The 14,412-nt window shown below is 62.6% G+C and carries 12 protein-coding genes; 10 read left to right on the top strand and 2 right to left on the bottom strand.

From position 1 onward, the window contains the following. Positions 1–13 precede the first annotated feature (13 nt). The 7 genes from ACXAF5_RS05295 to glmM all read left to right on the top strand — a co-directional run bounded on the left by ACXAF5_RS05295 (position 14) and on the right by glmM (position 9,810). Positions 14–541: a DUF6446 family protein gene (locus ACXAF5_RS05295; RefSeq protein ID WP_474945800.1), complete on the top strand. Its 528-nt coding sequence runs from the start codon at positions 14–16 to the stop codon at positions 539–541. A gap of 124 nt (positions 542–665) precedes the next feature. Next, positions 666–2,798 carry a glycine--tRNA ligase subunit beta gene (glyS, locus tag ACXAF5_RS05300; protein ID WP_474947801.1) on the top strand — a complete coding sequence of 711 codons (2,133 nt, stop codon included), beginning with the start codon at positions 666–668 and terminating at the stop codon, positions 2,796–2,798. A 161-nt stretch (positions 2,799–2,959) separates the two neighbouring features. Continuing rightward, on the top strand, positions 2,960–5,524 hold the full coding sequence (locus ACXAF5_RS05305) for a putative PEP-binding protein (protein ID WP_239363397.1): 2,565 nt from the start codon (positions 2,960–2,962) through the stop codon (positions 5,522–5,524). A 171-nt stretch (positions 5,525–5,695) separates the two neighbouring features. Further along, positions 5,696–6,340: a cell wall hydrolase gene (locus tag ACXAF5_RS05310; RefSeq protein ID WP_239324735.1), complete on the top strand. Its 645-nt coding sequence runs from the start codon at positions 5,696–5,698 to the stop codon at positions 6,338–6,340. A gap of 152 nt (positions 6,341–6,492) precedes the next feature. Continuing rightward, positions 6,493–7,413 carry a dihydroneopterin aldolase gene (locus tag ACXAF5_RS05315; RefSeq protein ID WP_474945801.1) on the top strand — a complete coding sequence of 307 codons (921 nt, stop codon included), beginning with the start codon at positions 6,493–6,495 and terminating at the stop codon, positions 7,411–7,413. Then, positions 7,410–8,405, top strand: a complete 996-nt coding sequence (folP, locus tag ACXAF5_RS05320) for a dihydropteroate synthase (protein ID WP_474945802.1) — start codon at positions 7,410–7,412, stop codon at positions 8,403–8,405. The genes ACXAF5_RS05315 and folP overlap by 4 nt, the downstream gene beginning before the upstream one ends. 61 nt (positions 8,406–8,466) lie before the next feature. Beyond that, positions 8,467–9,810: a phosphoglucosamine mutase gene (gene glmM / locus ACXAF5_RS05325; RefSeq protein ID WP_474947802.1), complete on the top strand. Its 1,344-nt coding sequence runs from the start codon at positions 8,467–8,469 to the stop codon at positions 9,808–9,810. Between the two features lie 150 nt (positions 9,811–9,960). Here glmM and ACXAF5_RS05330 read toward each other — a convergent pair whose 3' ends face one another. Beyond that, positions 9,961–10,860 carry a DMT family transporter gene (locus tag ACXAF5_RS05330; protein WP_474945803.1) on the bottom strand — a complete coding sequence of 300 codons (900 nt, stop codon included), beginning with the start codon at positions 10,858–10,860 and terminating at the stop codon, positions 9,961–9,963. Positions 10,861–11,054: 194 nt separating this feature from the next. Then, complete coding sequence (gene ilvC / locus ACXAF5_RS05335; RefSeq protein WP_474945804.1) at positions 11,055–12,077, bottom strand: ketol-acid reductoisomerase; 1,023 nt, start codon at positions 12,075–12,077, stop codon at positions 11,055–11,057. Positions 12,078–12,214: 137 nt separating this feature from the next. On the opposite strand from ilvC, the gene ACXAF5_RS05340 reads away from it, so the two are divergent. The 3 genes from ACXAF5_RS05340 to ACXAF5_RS05350 all read left to right on the top strand — a co-directional run bounded on the left by ACXAF5_RS05340 (position 12,215) and on the right by ACXAF5_RS05350 (position 14,372). Next, positions 12,215–12,670 carry an Lrp/AsnC family transcriptional regulator gene (locus ACXAF5_RS05340; protein WP_474945805.1) on the top strand — a complete coding sequence of 152 codons (456 nt, stop codon included), beginning with the start codon at positions 12,215–12,217 and terminating at the stop codon, positions 12,668–12,670. After that, entirely contained in the window at positions 12,667–13,125 is a 459-nt protein-coding gene (locus tag ACXAF5_RS05345; RefSeq protein ID WP_009176804.1) for an Lrp/AsnC family transcriptional regulator, read from the top strand. The genes ACXAF5_RS05340 and ACXAF5_RS05345 overlap by 4 nt, the downstream gene beginning before the upstream one ends. Positions 13,126–13,247: 122 nt before the next feature. Beyond that, entirely contained in the window at positions 13,248–14,372 is a 1,125-nt protein-coding gene (locus ACXAF5_RS05350; RefSeq protein WP_474945806.1) for an aminotransferase class V-fold PLP-dependent enzyme, read from the top strand. Positions 14,373–14,412 lie beyond the last annotated feature (40 nt).

Raw genomic sequence — 14,412 nt, forward strand, 5'->3', positions numbered from 1 at the left:
GGGAGCATCTGACATGACCGGAAAGATCCTGTCGATCATCCTCGTGGTCTCTGGCCTCGTGGCGGGGATCGCGATGTATTATCTGCAAGTCTACGGCTACTACGACGAGGTCGCCGCGCTGCCCGGGCAGGACGTGGTGTTGATGCCTCTCGGCGGCGAAACCCCGGAGCCCATCGCCTATGGCGATTTTCAGGCCATTGACGCCGACAGTTCCCCGATCCGCTATCGCGCCTGTTTCACCACGCCGCTGAAACCGGCAGAGGTGGCGCAGCTCTATCAGCTGGCGGAGGCGCAGGATCCGCGCAATGCGCCGGGGTGGTTTGACTGTTTTGATGCCGCGGAGATCGGCGCGGCCCTGAAAGACGGGCGCGCGCAGGCGTTTATCTCTGAAAAGAACATCGAATTTGGTGTCGACCGTATCGTGGCCATCACCGAGGATGGCCGGGGTTACGTCTGGCACGAACTGAACAACTGTGGCGAAAAGGCCTATGACGGCACCATTGTGGGCGAGGAATGCCCCAAACGGCCGCAAACCAACTGACGGGCGCAGCCGCGCCTGTTGCCACATCCCTTATTGCCGTGAACGCACGGCAGATCCGAACCGTTGAGGACTCGTAATGGCTGATCTTCTGATCGAACTTTTCTCCGAGGAAATCCCCGCCCGCATGCAGGCGCGCGCGGGCGAAGATTTGAAGAAGCGGATGACCGACGGTCTGGTCGAGGCGGGGCTGACCTATGCCGGCGCACATGCGCTGACCGCGCCGCGCCGCCTGACGCTGGCCATTGAGGGGCTGCTCGATCATTCCCCGACTGTTCAGGCCGAACGCAAGGGGCCGAAAGCGGATGCTCCCTTGCCTGCGTTGAAGGGCTTCATCGGCGGCTGCGGGTTGCCACCACAGGCGCTGTCCATGATCGAAAACGGTGTGAACAACGCGGGCGAGTCTGTGACCGTCGATGGGGTTACCATCGAACTGCGCGAAGTCAAAGGCAAACTCGCCTACTTTGCGATCATCGAAAAGCCGGGCCGCCCGGCGGCAGAGATCATCGCCGAGGTGTTGGAAGACACCATTCGCAACTTCCCATGGCCCAAATCCATGCGCTGGGGTGCTGGGTCGTTGCGCTGGGTGCGGCCCCTGCATTCGATCCTGTGCGTCCTGAGCAAGGACGACGGCAGCGAGGTGGTGCCGCTGGATATCGACGGTATCACATCCGGCGATGCCACATGGGGCCATCGCTTCATGGCGCCTGCGCGGATTTCTGTCACCAGCTTTGAGGACTACGCCGCCAAGCTGAAACGCGCCTTTGTTGTGCTCGACCCCAAGGAACGCGAGGCGGCGATCTGGCAGGATGCCACCAATCAGGCCTTTGCGTCCGGCCTCGAGGTCGTGGACGACAAGGGCCTTCTGGCCGAGGTGGCGGGGCTGGTGGAATGGCCGGTGGTGCTGATGGGCTCGATTGATGCAGAATTCCTCGACCTGCCGCCGGAGGTGCTGCAGACCTCGATGAAGGAACATCAGAAGTTTTTCTCGGTCAAGAATCCCAAGACCGGGCGGATCGAGAAGTTCATCACCGTGGCCAACCGCGAAACCGCCGACAATGGCGCCACCATTCTGGCGGGCAACCAAAAGGTGCTGAGCGCGCGTCTGGCGGATGCGAAGTTCTTCTGGGAGAACGACCTGCGCATCGCGAAATCCGAGGTTGGCATGGAAGGCTGGCTGGAGAGCCTGTCCAATGTGACCTTCCACAACAAGCTCGGCACCCAAGCCGCACGGATTGACCGGATCGCGGCGCTGGCGCGCGAAATCGCCCCCGTCGTGGGCGCGGATGCGGATCTGGCGGAACAGGCGGCGAAGGTTGCCAAGGCGGATCTCAGCTCCGAGATGGTCTATGAGTTTCCCGAGCTTCAGGGCCTGATGGGGCGCTATTACGCTCAGGCCGCAGGGCTGCCGCAAGAGGTCGCCAATGCCTGCCAGCAGCATTATTCGCCCTTGGGCCCCAGCGATGAGGTGCCGACAGAGCCTGTCTCGGTCGCGGTGGCGCTGGCGGACAAGATCGACACGCTGACGGGGTTCTGGGCGATTGATGAAAAGCCCACTGGCTCCAAAGACCCCTATGCGCTGCGTCGTGCCGCGCTTGGTGTGATCCGGCTGGTGCTGGAGAATGATGTGCGGGTGCCTCTGACAGCAATCTTCGCACCGCACTATGAGGAATTGAAACCTAGTTTGCCAGACGACGCAGGAAAGACTGAGCACTGGGATGCGATTATTATGTCTCGCAATTTGATGCTTTTCTTCCACGACCGCCTAAAAGTCTTCCTGCGCGATCAGGGCATTCGTCACGATGTGATCGATGCCTGCATTGCGTTGGAGGGCAATGACGACCTGACGCTTCTGGTGAAACGGGCCCGCGCGTTGGAGGCGTTCATGTCGTCGGAGGATGGCGAGAACCTGTTGCAAGGGTTCAAGCGCGCCAACAACATCCTGTCGCAGGCCGAGGAAAAAGACGGGGTCGAATATTCCTACGGGGCCGACAAGAAATTCATCGAGGATGCGGCAGAGGCCGCCCTGTTTGATGCGCTTGCCGCAAACGAGGGGGCGATCTCCTCAGCCATCGAGGCCGAGGATTTCGCGGCCGCCATGGGCGGCATGGCCGCATTGCGCGCGCCGGTGGATGCGTTTTTCGAGGCGGTGCAGGTCAATTCCGACAATCAGGTGGTGCGCCGCAACCGGCTGAACCTGCTGAGCCAGATCCGCAAGGTCTGCGGTCAGGTTGCCGATCTCAGCCGTATCGAGGGCTGATCCTCCGCGCCTTCTTGCCAGCTTGCGGCCCTCTCCAGTCCTGGTGAGGGCCGTTTTTGTCACAACAGCGGCGCGCTTCCCCCTTGCGGGCGTGCGGGCGCGCCTTATGCTCGGGGGCAGGGAGGATTGCTGCATTGCAGAAGCACACAGGGGACGCACCGATGGATACTACCCCGAAGGCCACTTTGATCACCGCGACCGCGCCGATTGCCAATCAGACCCATGGCGGGCGGGCGAAATGCTTGCAGCGGCTGGTGCGGCTGGACCTGCCGGTGCCGCAGACCGTGGCGCTGTCCTTTGACGCGGTGCATGAAATCGCCGAAGGCTATATGGTCGACGTCAAGGCGATCCTTGCCGATCTGCGCCCCGATGCGCTGCTTTGTGTGCGCCCGTCGTCGGAAGACCCCGATTGGGGGGGGCCCGGTGCGGTGCTGAACATCGGCATGAATGATGCGCGCTATGTGGATCTGAGCGACACGCTTGGCCCCGAGGCGGCGGCGGCGCTTTATCTGCGGTTTGTACAATCCTATGCGGTGCATGTGGCGCGGTTGGATCCGGATGTGTTCGAGGATGTCGAGGACGGCGGCCCGGATGCGCTGAGCGAAATGCTGCAGGCCTATGAGGCCGAAGCCGAAGAGCCGTTCCCGCAGGATCCGGGCGAGCAGCTGGCGGCGGTCCTGCGCACGATGGCGCGGGCCTGGGAGGGCACCTCGGCGCGGCTGTTGCGGGCGGCCAAGGGGGCGCCGGCGGATGCGGGGCTTGGCCTGATCGTGCAGGAAATGGTGCCGGGGCTGGGGCAGGGCGAATGCGGCTCCGGCGTGTTGCAGCTGGTGGATTCGCAAACCGGTCTGCCGCAGATCACGGGGCGCTACCTGAGCCAGAGCCAGGGGCGCGACGCATTGGGCAGCGATGCGGAATCGATCTATCTGGAACGGGACGAACGCGGCCCGTCGCTGGAGGAGCTGGCGCCAGAGGCCTTTGCCGAGCTGAAGGCGCATGCGGCGCTGATGCGGGTCAAGCTGCGCGCCGAGATGCAGGTGGAGTTCGTGATCGAGAACGGGCGCGTGCATATCCTCGACGGGGTGCGGGTGGCGCGGTCGTCGCGGGCGGCGGTTCGGATCGCCGTGCAGCTGGCTGAGGATGGCATCATCCCGCCGGAAGAGGCGGTGATGCGGGTGGATGCCCATTCGATGAACGAGCTGTTGCACCGGCAGGTGGACCCGGAGGCAAAACGCGATGTCATCGGCAGCGGGATCGCCGCCAGCCCCGGTGCGGCGACCGGGCGTCTGGTGTTCACCGCGGCGGAGGCCCAGGCCAGCAAGTCGCGCGGTGAGCCCTGTATCCTGGCGCGGCGGGAGACCTCGCCCGAAGATGTGCGCGGCATGCATGCGGCGGCGGGGGTGCTGACCGAAAAGGGGGGCATGACCAGCCACGCAGCGGTGATCGGGCGCGGGCTTGGCCTGCCGTGTATCGTGGGCGCGTCCAGCCTGCGGTTCGACAGCCGGCGCAAGCAGCTGACCGCTCCGGACGGGCGCGTGTTCAAGGCGGGCGATACGATCACGGTGGACGGGACCTCCGGTCAGGTGCTGGCAGGGGAGCCTGCGATGCTGGAGGCGGCGCAGGACGATGCGTTCCAGACATTGATGGGCTGGGCGGACCAGGCGCGCGACATCGACATCCGCGCCAATGCCGATACGCCGGCGGACGCGCAGACCGCGCGCAATTTCAACGCCCAGGGCATTGGTCTGTGTCGGACCGAGCATATGTTCTTTGATCCCGGTCGTCTAACGGTTATGCGCGAGATGATCTTTGCAGAGACCTCTGCCGGTCGGGCGGCGGTTTTGGCGCGGCTGTTGCCGATGCAGCGCAAGGATTTCCGCGAGCTGTTCCGGATCATGGAGGGCATGCCGGTCTGCATCCGCCTGTTCGATCCGCCGTTGCATGAATTCCTGCCCACCACCAATGCCGGCCAGCGCGAGCTGTCCGAAGCGTTGGGGTTGCCGGTGAGCGATGTGACCCGCCGGGTCGAGGAAATGGGCGAATACAATCCCATGCTGGGCCTGCGCGGCGTGCGCCTGGGGGTGACGGTGCCTGAGATCTACGACATGCAGGCCCGGGCGATTTTCGAGGCCACGCTGGAGGCCTCGCATGAACGCGATCCGGTGGTGCCGGAAATCATGATCCCGCTGGTGTCGGCCAAACGCGAGGTGGAGCTGGTCAAGACCCGCATCGATGCGGTGGCGGCGGCGGTGAAATCCGAGCGTGGCGTTGATTTCACCTATCGGCTGGGGGTGATGGTGGAAACGCCGCGGGCCGCGTTGCGCGCGGATGAGATCGCGGTGCACACGGCGTTCATGAGTTTCGGGACCAACGACCTCACGCAGATGACCTACGGTCTGTCGCGGGACGACGCCGGGCGGTTCATGTCGGCCTATGTGCAGCAGGGCGTGTTCCCCGAGGACCCGTTCCACGTGCTTGACGTGGACGGCGTCGGCGAGCTGTTGCAGCTCGGCGTGCAGCGCGGCCGCATGGCCAAGCCGGAAATCACCCTGTCGATCTGTGGGGAACACGGCGGCAACCCCGAATCGATTGCGTTTTGTCGCGCGGCGGGCTTTGATTACGTTTCCTGTTCCCCGTTTCGGGTGCCTGTTGCACGGCTTGCAGCAGCGCAGCTGGCGATCTCGGACAAAACCGGCCAAATTGCGCCGACATATCTAAAAAGCTAACGATTTCAGGCGCTTTGAAACGCGCTTGGAAGCTCGAGACTCTGGCATGACCCTCGGAGCATAGCGGGTATACCTTCGGCTGACTGGACGTTTTGATACATTTCCGTTACGCGGTGCCGTCGTCTGCGGCCGTTTGGTCGCGGCACGCTGTAGGATCGGGGGTACCCTGAAATGAAACGAACTCTGATGTGGGTCGCTGTGATCGCGGCAGCACTAGGCGGTCGCATGGCCTCTGCGGATGTGGGGCTGGATGCGCTTTTCAAGCAGGAGCAAACCACGCTTCAGGCGGCACCGAAGGAACGCATGCTGCGGTTCCTCGGGGGCAAGCGCCAGGCGCGGACCAAAAACGTGACCAAGGTGCAGTTTACGCGCGCCTTTCTCGACAGCCGGCCCGAGGCCTCGGGCGGTAGCGAATTCGCCTGTCTGGCAGAGGCGCTCTACTTCGAAGCGCGGGGCGAGACCGTGAAGGGGCAGTTTGCGGTGGCCGAAGTGATCCTGAACCGGGTCAAGAGCGCCCAGTTCCCCAATACGGTCTGTGGAGTCATCAACCAGGGCACAGGACGCAAGTACCAGTGCCAGTTCACCTATACCTGCGATGGCCACAAGGAAGTGATCCGCGAGCCGCGTGCCTTTGAGCGGGTGGCCAAGGTGGCGCGGCTGATCCTGGATGGGGTGAACCCGAAACTGACCCAGGGGGCGACGTACTACCACACCACGGCGGTGAAACCGCGTTGGTCGCGTTCGTTCACCAAGACCGCGCGCATTGGCGTGCATCTTTTCTACCGGGACGAGCGGTTCCGCACCGCATCGAACTAAAAGACCGTTTTGGGGTGTGACTGCGGCGTAAATGCGCCGCTTTCCGTCTCTGGCACGGCGACTCTGGGCCTGTTATGCGAATAGAATGCGCATAAACCTGTGACTCCTGACACAGGTCGCCTACGATCCAAAGCCAGCCAAAGGCCACGCCCATGAGTTCCGATATTCACCTCGCCTTCGCACATCCCTCCGAACGGTCGGCTGCAACCGCCCGCCCCGGTCCGCTGGACCGGATCTCGCTGCGGGACCACATTGTCGACGTCGAGATCGGCGCGTTCCAGCAGGAGCGGGGCACCACGCAGCGCGTCTGTTTCAACGTGGTGGTGGAAATTGCGCCTCTGCCGGCGGATCTTGATGACGACGTGGATCGCATCCTTTCCTATGACAAGGTGACAGAGGCGATCGCGCACGAACTGGCGCGCGAACGGCTGGCCCTGCTGGAAACCCTCGCCGAACGGGTGGCCGAACGCATCCTCTGGGAGCCGCAGGCGGTGCGCGCCTTTGTGCGGATCGAGAAGCTGGATCGCGGTCCGGGTGCCCTGGGTGTCGAGATCGTGCGCTCTGCAGATCAGATCTCGCATGAGGTCGAAGAGGACATTCGCCCACATCCCCGACTGATGTTCCTGTCGAATACCGCCATCGACAGTGCCAATCTCACCGGCTGGATCGACCAGATGGAATGCCGGGAACGCCCCCTGATCCTCTGCGTCGGGGCGCATGATCTGGCGCTGCCGCAGACCGGGCACAAATGGACCCAGCGCCGTATCGATCTGCTGGCGATCGAGCAGAACGCCTGGCGTCTGGCGGCGCGGGATGACCGCTGCGTGGTGGTCGCCACCCGCACCGAGCTGGACTGGGCGATGAAGAACGGGCAGATCTGCGTCTGGGCACCGTCCAAGGTCGTGCTGGATGCGGTCGAGGGGCCGAGCGAGCCGCCATCGAATGCGGTTGCACTTGCGGCCTGGTTCGCGTCTACTTTCGAAGCTGAAGAAATGATCGTGATTGGCGCCGATCTGCCGGACAACCCCGGCGTTCCCCTGCGCGCCCATGCTGAGGAGCAACAAACCCTGTGAGTTACTACCGCCCCCTGGTTCGTCACGGTGAAGCACGTCCCGAAGGGGCGCTTCATCTCGCCGGAAGCGCGCTCTGGTTTACCGAGGTCGAAGTTCTGGATCGCAACGGCCCGCCGCGGATCGTGCCCGCGGGCCTGTTGCCCGAAGAGGTCCGGTTTCGCCTGATGAGCCGCCGCGCCGCCATCGCCGGGCTGGACATGACGCAGCCGCATATCATGGGCATCCTCAATGTCACGCCCGACAGTTTCTCGGACGGTGGCAAACACGACGAATTGGCGGCGGCCCGCGATGCAGCCCTGCAGATGGCAGCAGATGGCGCTTCGATCATCGATGTCGGGGGCGAAAGCACGCGCCCGGGCGCGGTTGAAGTCGAAGAAATGGAAGAGATCGCCCGAACTGCGCCGGTGATTGCCGCGATCCGCGAGGCAAGCGATGTGGCGATTTCCATCGACACCCGCAAGGCCACTGTCGGCATGGAAGCACTTGAGGCGGGCGCGTCCCTCATCAATGATGTGTCGGGCTTTACCTTTGATGCCGCGCTGGCGCCGCTGGCGGCACAGGCCGGGGTGCCGGTCTGCGTGATGCATGCGCAGGGGGATCCCAAGACCATGCAGGAAAACCCGCATTACGAGAATGTGGTGCTCGACGTCTATGATTTCCTTGCAGCGCAGGTGGACCAGCTGGAGGCGATCGGTGTTTTGCGTGAGCAGATCGTCATTGATCCGGGTATCGGGTTTGGCAAGAGCGAGGCGCATAATCTTGCGCTGCTGCGCAATCTGAGCCTGTTTCACGGTATTGGCTGTCCGATCCTACTGGGGGGCTCGCGCAAGGGATTCATCGGCGCGATTGGCAAAGAACCGCAGGCCGCACGGCGTGCGCCGGGGTCAATTGCCGTAGGGCTTGCGGGATTTGCCCAAGGCGTGCAATTGCTACGGGTGCATGATGTGGCGGAAACGGCGCAGGCGCTGCGCCTGTGGCAGGCCACGAGATAACGAGATCACGGCAGCTGTTGGACCCTCCTCCGGCGGTGTGCCGGACAGGGGAGCAGCTATGGTGCGCAAACTTTTTGGAACCGATGGGGTGCGTGGCAAGGCCAATCTGCATCCCATGACCGCCGAAATGGCGCTGCGCATCGGGGCGGCTGTCGGGCGCTATTTTCGTCGTGAAAAAGATACCGTGCATCGGGTGGTGATCGGTAAGGACACACGGCTGTCGGGCTATATGTTTGAAAACGCGCTGACGGCGGGGCTGACCTCGACGGGGATGAACGTGCTGCTTCTGGGGCCGGTGCCGACGCCTGCGGTGGGGCTGATGACTCGGTCGATGCGGGCGGATCTGGGGGTGATGATTTCTGCCAGTCATAATCCCGCCGAAGACAATGGCATCAAGTTCTTTGGCCCCGACGGCTACAAGCTGTCCGATAAGGTCGAACTGGAACTGGAAGCGCTGATCGAGGCCGGGGTTGAACCTGCACAGGCGGATAATATCGGTCGGGCCAAGCGGGTGGATGAAGCCAGATATAGGTACGGCGAACGGGTCAAGAGCTCCCTGCCACGCGACATGCGGTTTGACGGATTGAAGGTGGTGATCGATTGCGCCAATGGCGCGGCCCATCGGGCTGCTCCGGAAATATTGTGGGAGCTGGGCGCCGATGTGATCCCGGTGGGGGTGTCACCGGACGGCAAGAACATCAACCGCGGCTGCGGCTCGACCAAGCCCGCTGTCGCCGCTGAAACTGTGGTGGCGCATGGTGCCCATGTGGGGATCTGCCTTGATGGCGATGCGGACCGGGTGGTGGTGATCGACGAAACCGGCACCGTTGCGGATGGTGATCAGCTGATGGCGCTTCTGGCGTACGCGTGGGCCGCGGACGGGCGGTTGAGCGGCGGCGCGCTGGTGGCAACGGTGATGTCCAACCTCGGTCTGGAACGGTTCCTGAATGATCGTGGCATCGGCCTTGAACGCACAGGGGTCGGTGACCGCTATGTGGTGGAGCGGATGCGGCAGGGTGGTTTTAACCTCGGTGGTGAGCAATCCGGCCACATCGTGATGAGCGACTATGCCACAACCGGCGACGGGCTGATGGCGGGGCTGCATTTCCTTGCTGAGATGGTGCGCCGGGAGCAGAAAGCCTCTGAGTTGGCACAGCAGTTTGAACCGGTGCCGCAGTTGTTGAAAAACGTGCGCTTTGAGGCGGGGCAGGTGCCGCTGGAAGCGGATGCGGTGCAGGATGCCATTGCGCAGGCGGAAGGGCAGCTCAATGGGCATGGGCGTCTTTTGATCCGGAAGTCCGGCACTGAGCCGCTGATCCGGGTGATGGCAGAGAGTGAGGATCCCGACCTCCTGAACCGCGCGGTGGATGATGTGGTCGCGGCTGTCGAGGCGGCGACGCGTTGAGGTTTTTCCGCCCAGGCGTCCGGGCGGACGCGCGCGCCGAGCCCTGGCTCGGCGCGCGAGAGGGGGCGCTGCCCCCTCGGGCGAAGCCCTCACCCCCGAGATATTTCTGAAAAGCTGAATGAGTGGGAGTTGTGCGTTTGTACCTGAGCCTCAGGCCAGGCCAAACAGGCGTTTTAAGGCGCCGTATTGGCTGAGTGCGACCCCCGCGAGGATCAGGGCCAAGGCCCACAGAAGCGTGCCGGGCAGGGCTTCGCTGAGGAACACCGCGCCAAAGAACACGGCGCAGACGGGGACCAGATAATTGGTGAGGCTCATGAAGGTCGGTCCGGCGCCGCGAATGACCAGGACGCGCAACAGGTTTGCTCCGGCGGTTGGGATCAGACCCAGAATTGCCAACCACATCCAGGTTTCTGACGAGATGACGGGCGGCGGGCCTTCGACCACCCAGGCGGCGGGGATGATGCCAAGGGCACCGATCAGCAGGAGCACTGCGGCAAGGCCAACGGAGTCGACCTCCGGCAGGCGGCGAACAGAGATCGAAGAGACCGAATAGCAGGCCGCGGCACCGAGGCAGGCAAGACGGCCGGCCCATTCCAGATCGGAGCCGTTGCTTTCAAAGGCCTGGCCTCCGATCAGCAGGGCGACCCCGAAAAAGCCGATGACCACGCCGATCAGGCGACGCAGGGTCAGGGGTTCTGAGGCGAAGAAATGCGCCAGCGGCAGAACCATAAGCGGGATGGCCGACATGCTGACCCCTGCAAAACCGGAGGTCACATGCTGCAGACCCCAGCTGATCAGGATGAACGGCAGCGTGGAGCTGAGAATACCCACGTAGATCACGACGGGCCAGTTGGAGCGCCCTTCAAACAGGCGAAACCCGCGCAGGCCCCAGATCGCGGTGAGCAACAGCGCCGCAAAGCCGATCCGCCCGGCCGCGAGCCAAAACGGGGTGATCCCGCGCAGTGCCAGTTCGACCACCATGAAGGTCCCGCCCCAAGTGAGACCCAATGCGGCCACCATGGCCCAGTAACGGGGGGCGATTTCCGGCATGTTTTTCTCCTGAAGAGGGGCACCGGCTGAACGCGGGTGCCGTGCGGGCAGATGACCTCTGCTGCGAGGGCAGGTCAATGCGGCATGCTTCGTTCCAGAACGACGCGTGTGACACCGTGAAAAAGGCGCCCCGGTGTCCCGAGGCGCCCTGCAGAGGTCCGGGCTGCGGAGCCTTGGCTCCGCAAACGGGGTCCTTAGTTTTTGGACTTGTCGACCATCTTGCCGGCAGAGATCCAGGGCATCATTTCACGCAGTTTGGCGCCGGTGGCCTCGATCGCGTGCTCGTCGTTGGCACGACGGGACGCTTTGATGGTCGGCTGACCCACGGCGTTTTCCAGCATGAAGTCGCGCACGAATTTGCCTTGCTGGATGTCGGCGAGGACTTCTTTCATGCGGGCTTTGGTTTCGTCGTACTTCAGGATGCGCGGACCGGTGACATACTGGCCGTATTCTGCAGTGTTGGAGATCGAGTAATCCATGTTGGCGATACCGCCTTCGTAGATCAGGTCCACGATCAGCTTCACTTCGTGCAGGCACTCGAAATAGGCCATTTCCGGCGCGTAGCCTGCCTCAACAAGGGTTTCAAACCCGCAACGGATCAGTTCAACCAGACCGCCGCAGAGAACGGCTTGTTCGCCGAACAGGTCGGTTTCGCATTCTTCGCGGAAGTTGGTCTCGATGATGCCGGAGCGGCCGCCACCGATGGCGGAGCAATAGGACAGCGCGGTTTCCAGCGCGGAGCCGGATGCGTCGTTGTGAACCGCCACGAGGCAGGGCACGCCGCCGCCTTTGGTGTATTCGCCGCGCACGGTGTGGCCGGGGCCTTTGGGGGCCATCATGATGACGTCGACGCCTTCTTTGGGCTCGATCAGGCCGAAGTGCACGTTCAGGCCGTGGGCGAATGCGATCGCCGCACCTGGCTTGATGTTGTCATGCACGTATTTCTTGTAGGTCTCTGCCTGAAGCTCGTCGGGCATGGTGAACATGATCACGTCACACCAGGCCGCCGCTTCGGCGATGCCCATGACTTGCAGGCCTTCGCCTTCGGCTTTCTTGGCGGAGGGGGAACCTTCGCGCAGGGCGATCACGAGGTTCTTGGCGCCGGAATCACGCAGGTTCAGCGCGTGCGCGTGACCTTGCGAGCCATAGCCGAGGATGGCGACTTTCTTTTCCTTGATGAGGTTCACGTCGCAGTCGCGGTCGTAGTACACACGCATCGGATCAATCCTTTGACCTGAGTTTCTATCTGTCAGCGATCATAGGCGGCAGGGCAGGAGATGCGAGTGCGATTGGTGTATGAATTCACCAATTTTCGCGGTATCTATTCGTCATAATGTAGATTATCTTAGTAATCATGCTTGATGATCTCGACAGGCGCATATTGCGCAACCTTCAGGAGGACCCGACCCAATCGCTGCCGGATCTGGCAGACCGGCTGGGACTCACCGCCTCGCGCCTGTCACGCAGGCTGGAGAAGCTGCGTGAGGGCGGTGTCGTAAAGGGCACGCGGGCGGTCATCGACTGGCAGGCTCTGGGCTACGCGGTTGAGGTCTCACTGCGGGTGACACTTGATAAGACCAATCCGCGCGCTTTTGATGAATTCGTCCCCGCCGCGCGTGAAATCCCGGAGGTGCTGGAGATCCAGACCTTCCTCGGGCAGGTTGATGTGCGCCTCAGCGTGATTGCGCGGGATATGGCCCATTATCAGGCGCTGTATCGGGATCGCATCCTGCAACTGCCGAACATCACCGACATCGAGGCGCTGATGCATGTGGCGCGGATCACCACACGGACGGCGCTGCCGCTATGACAGAATTGGACGAAATTGATCTGGCACTCCTGCGGGCCCTGTCGGAGGACGCAACCCAGACCGCAGGCGCGCTTGGCCGCGCGCTTGGCCTTAGCCAGCCTGCCACATGGCGACGGATCAAGCGGCTGGAGGAAGCAGGGATACTGTCGCATCGGGTGCTGGACCTCGATCTGGAGAAACTGGGGTTCGGTGTCACCGTTTTTGTCGGCGTCAAACTGGCCACCAAAGGGCGTGTCAGCCTTGATGACTTTGAACGCGCGGTTTCGGCGATCCCGGAGGTGCAGACGGTGGAGCATGTACTGGGGTTTTATGATTATCGCCTGCGGGTGGTGGCCCGCGACATTGCCGATTTCGAACGTGTCCTGCGGCGGCGGATCATGACCTTGCCGGGGGCGGGCAATGTGGATGCCAATGTGCTCCTGTCCGAAGAACGCCGCCCCGGCCCCTTGGGCTGAACCGTATTAAACGGCTTTTGCGACAAGAGCTGTAGCCACGTGGCGCTTGAGCCAGCAGTGCGGCTCTGCCATGACAGAGACAACCGGCCCCAGCCGACCCTATTGCAGCAAGGAGATTTCTCATGGCCCTCTTGGATACAGTCGACCCTGATGGTCTGGATGAGTTCTCGGTGGTGTTCACCGACCGGTCCCTCAATCACATGTCAAAGGAATTCCAGCAGGTGATGCTGGACATCAACGCCATGCTGAAAGAGGTCTACAACGCGGATGCGACCGCGCTGGTGCCCGGTGGCGGCACCTATGCGATGGAGGCTGTTGCGCGCCAGTTTGCCCGCGATCAGGACACGCTGGTGGTGCGCAATGGCTGGTTCTCCTATCGCTGGAGCCAGATTTTTGAAACAGGCGGCCTTACCAAAACTGCCAGTGTCATGAAGGCGCGCCAGACCGGCAATGCTGCGCAATCACCCTTTGCTCCGGCCCCGATCGAAGAGGTCACCAAGGCGATCCGCGACCAAAAACCCGCCGTCGTTTTTGCGCCCCATGTGGAAACCGCGGCCGGTGTGATCCTGCCGGATGATTACGTGACCCAGATGGCCACAGCCGCCCATGAGGTCGGCGCGCTGATGGTGCTGGACTGCATTGCCTCTGGCTGCGCTTGGGTCGATATGAAGGCCACCGGTGTCGATGTGCTGATTTCCGCCCCGCAAAAAGGCTGGAGCGCATCGCCGTCGGCGGGGCTGGTGATGCTCTCCAAACGCGCGCTTGCGAGACTGGACGAGACCACCTCCGACAGCTTCGCCCTCGATCTCAAGAAATGGCGCGCGATCATGCAAGCCTATGAGGACGGCGGCCACGCCTATCACGCCACCATGCCCACGGATGCGCTGCGCATGTTCCGTGATACCATGGCGGAGACCAAAGAATATGGTTTCAAACGCTTGCGCGAGGCGCAGTGGAAACTGGGCAATGGCGTGCGTGAAATGCTCGCGAAAAAAGGCGTCACTTCCGTCGCGGCCGAAGGCTATGGCGCGCCGGGTGTGGTGGTCAGCTTCACCGATGATCCGCAGATCCAGAATGGCAAGAAATTCGCCGACCAAGGCATGCAGATCGCCGCAGGCGTACCGCTTGCGGTAGATGAGCCTGAGGGGTTTATGACCTTCCGCCTTGGCCTCTTTGGTCTTGATAAGCTCTATGATGTCAACGGCACGCTGTCGCGGCTGAAAACCGTGCTCGACCAAGTGCTCTGACACCGCTTCATCTTTTCAAAAATACCTTCGCCGGAGGCAC

It is taken from the genome of Epibacterium sp. ABV4_022 (assembly GCF_056159345.1).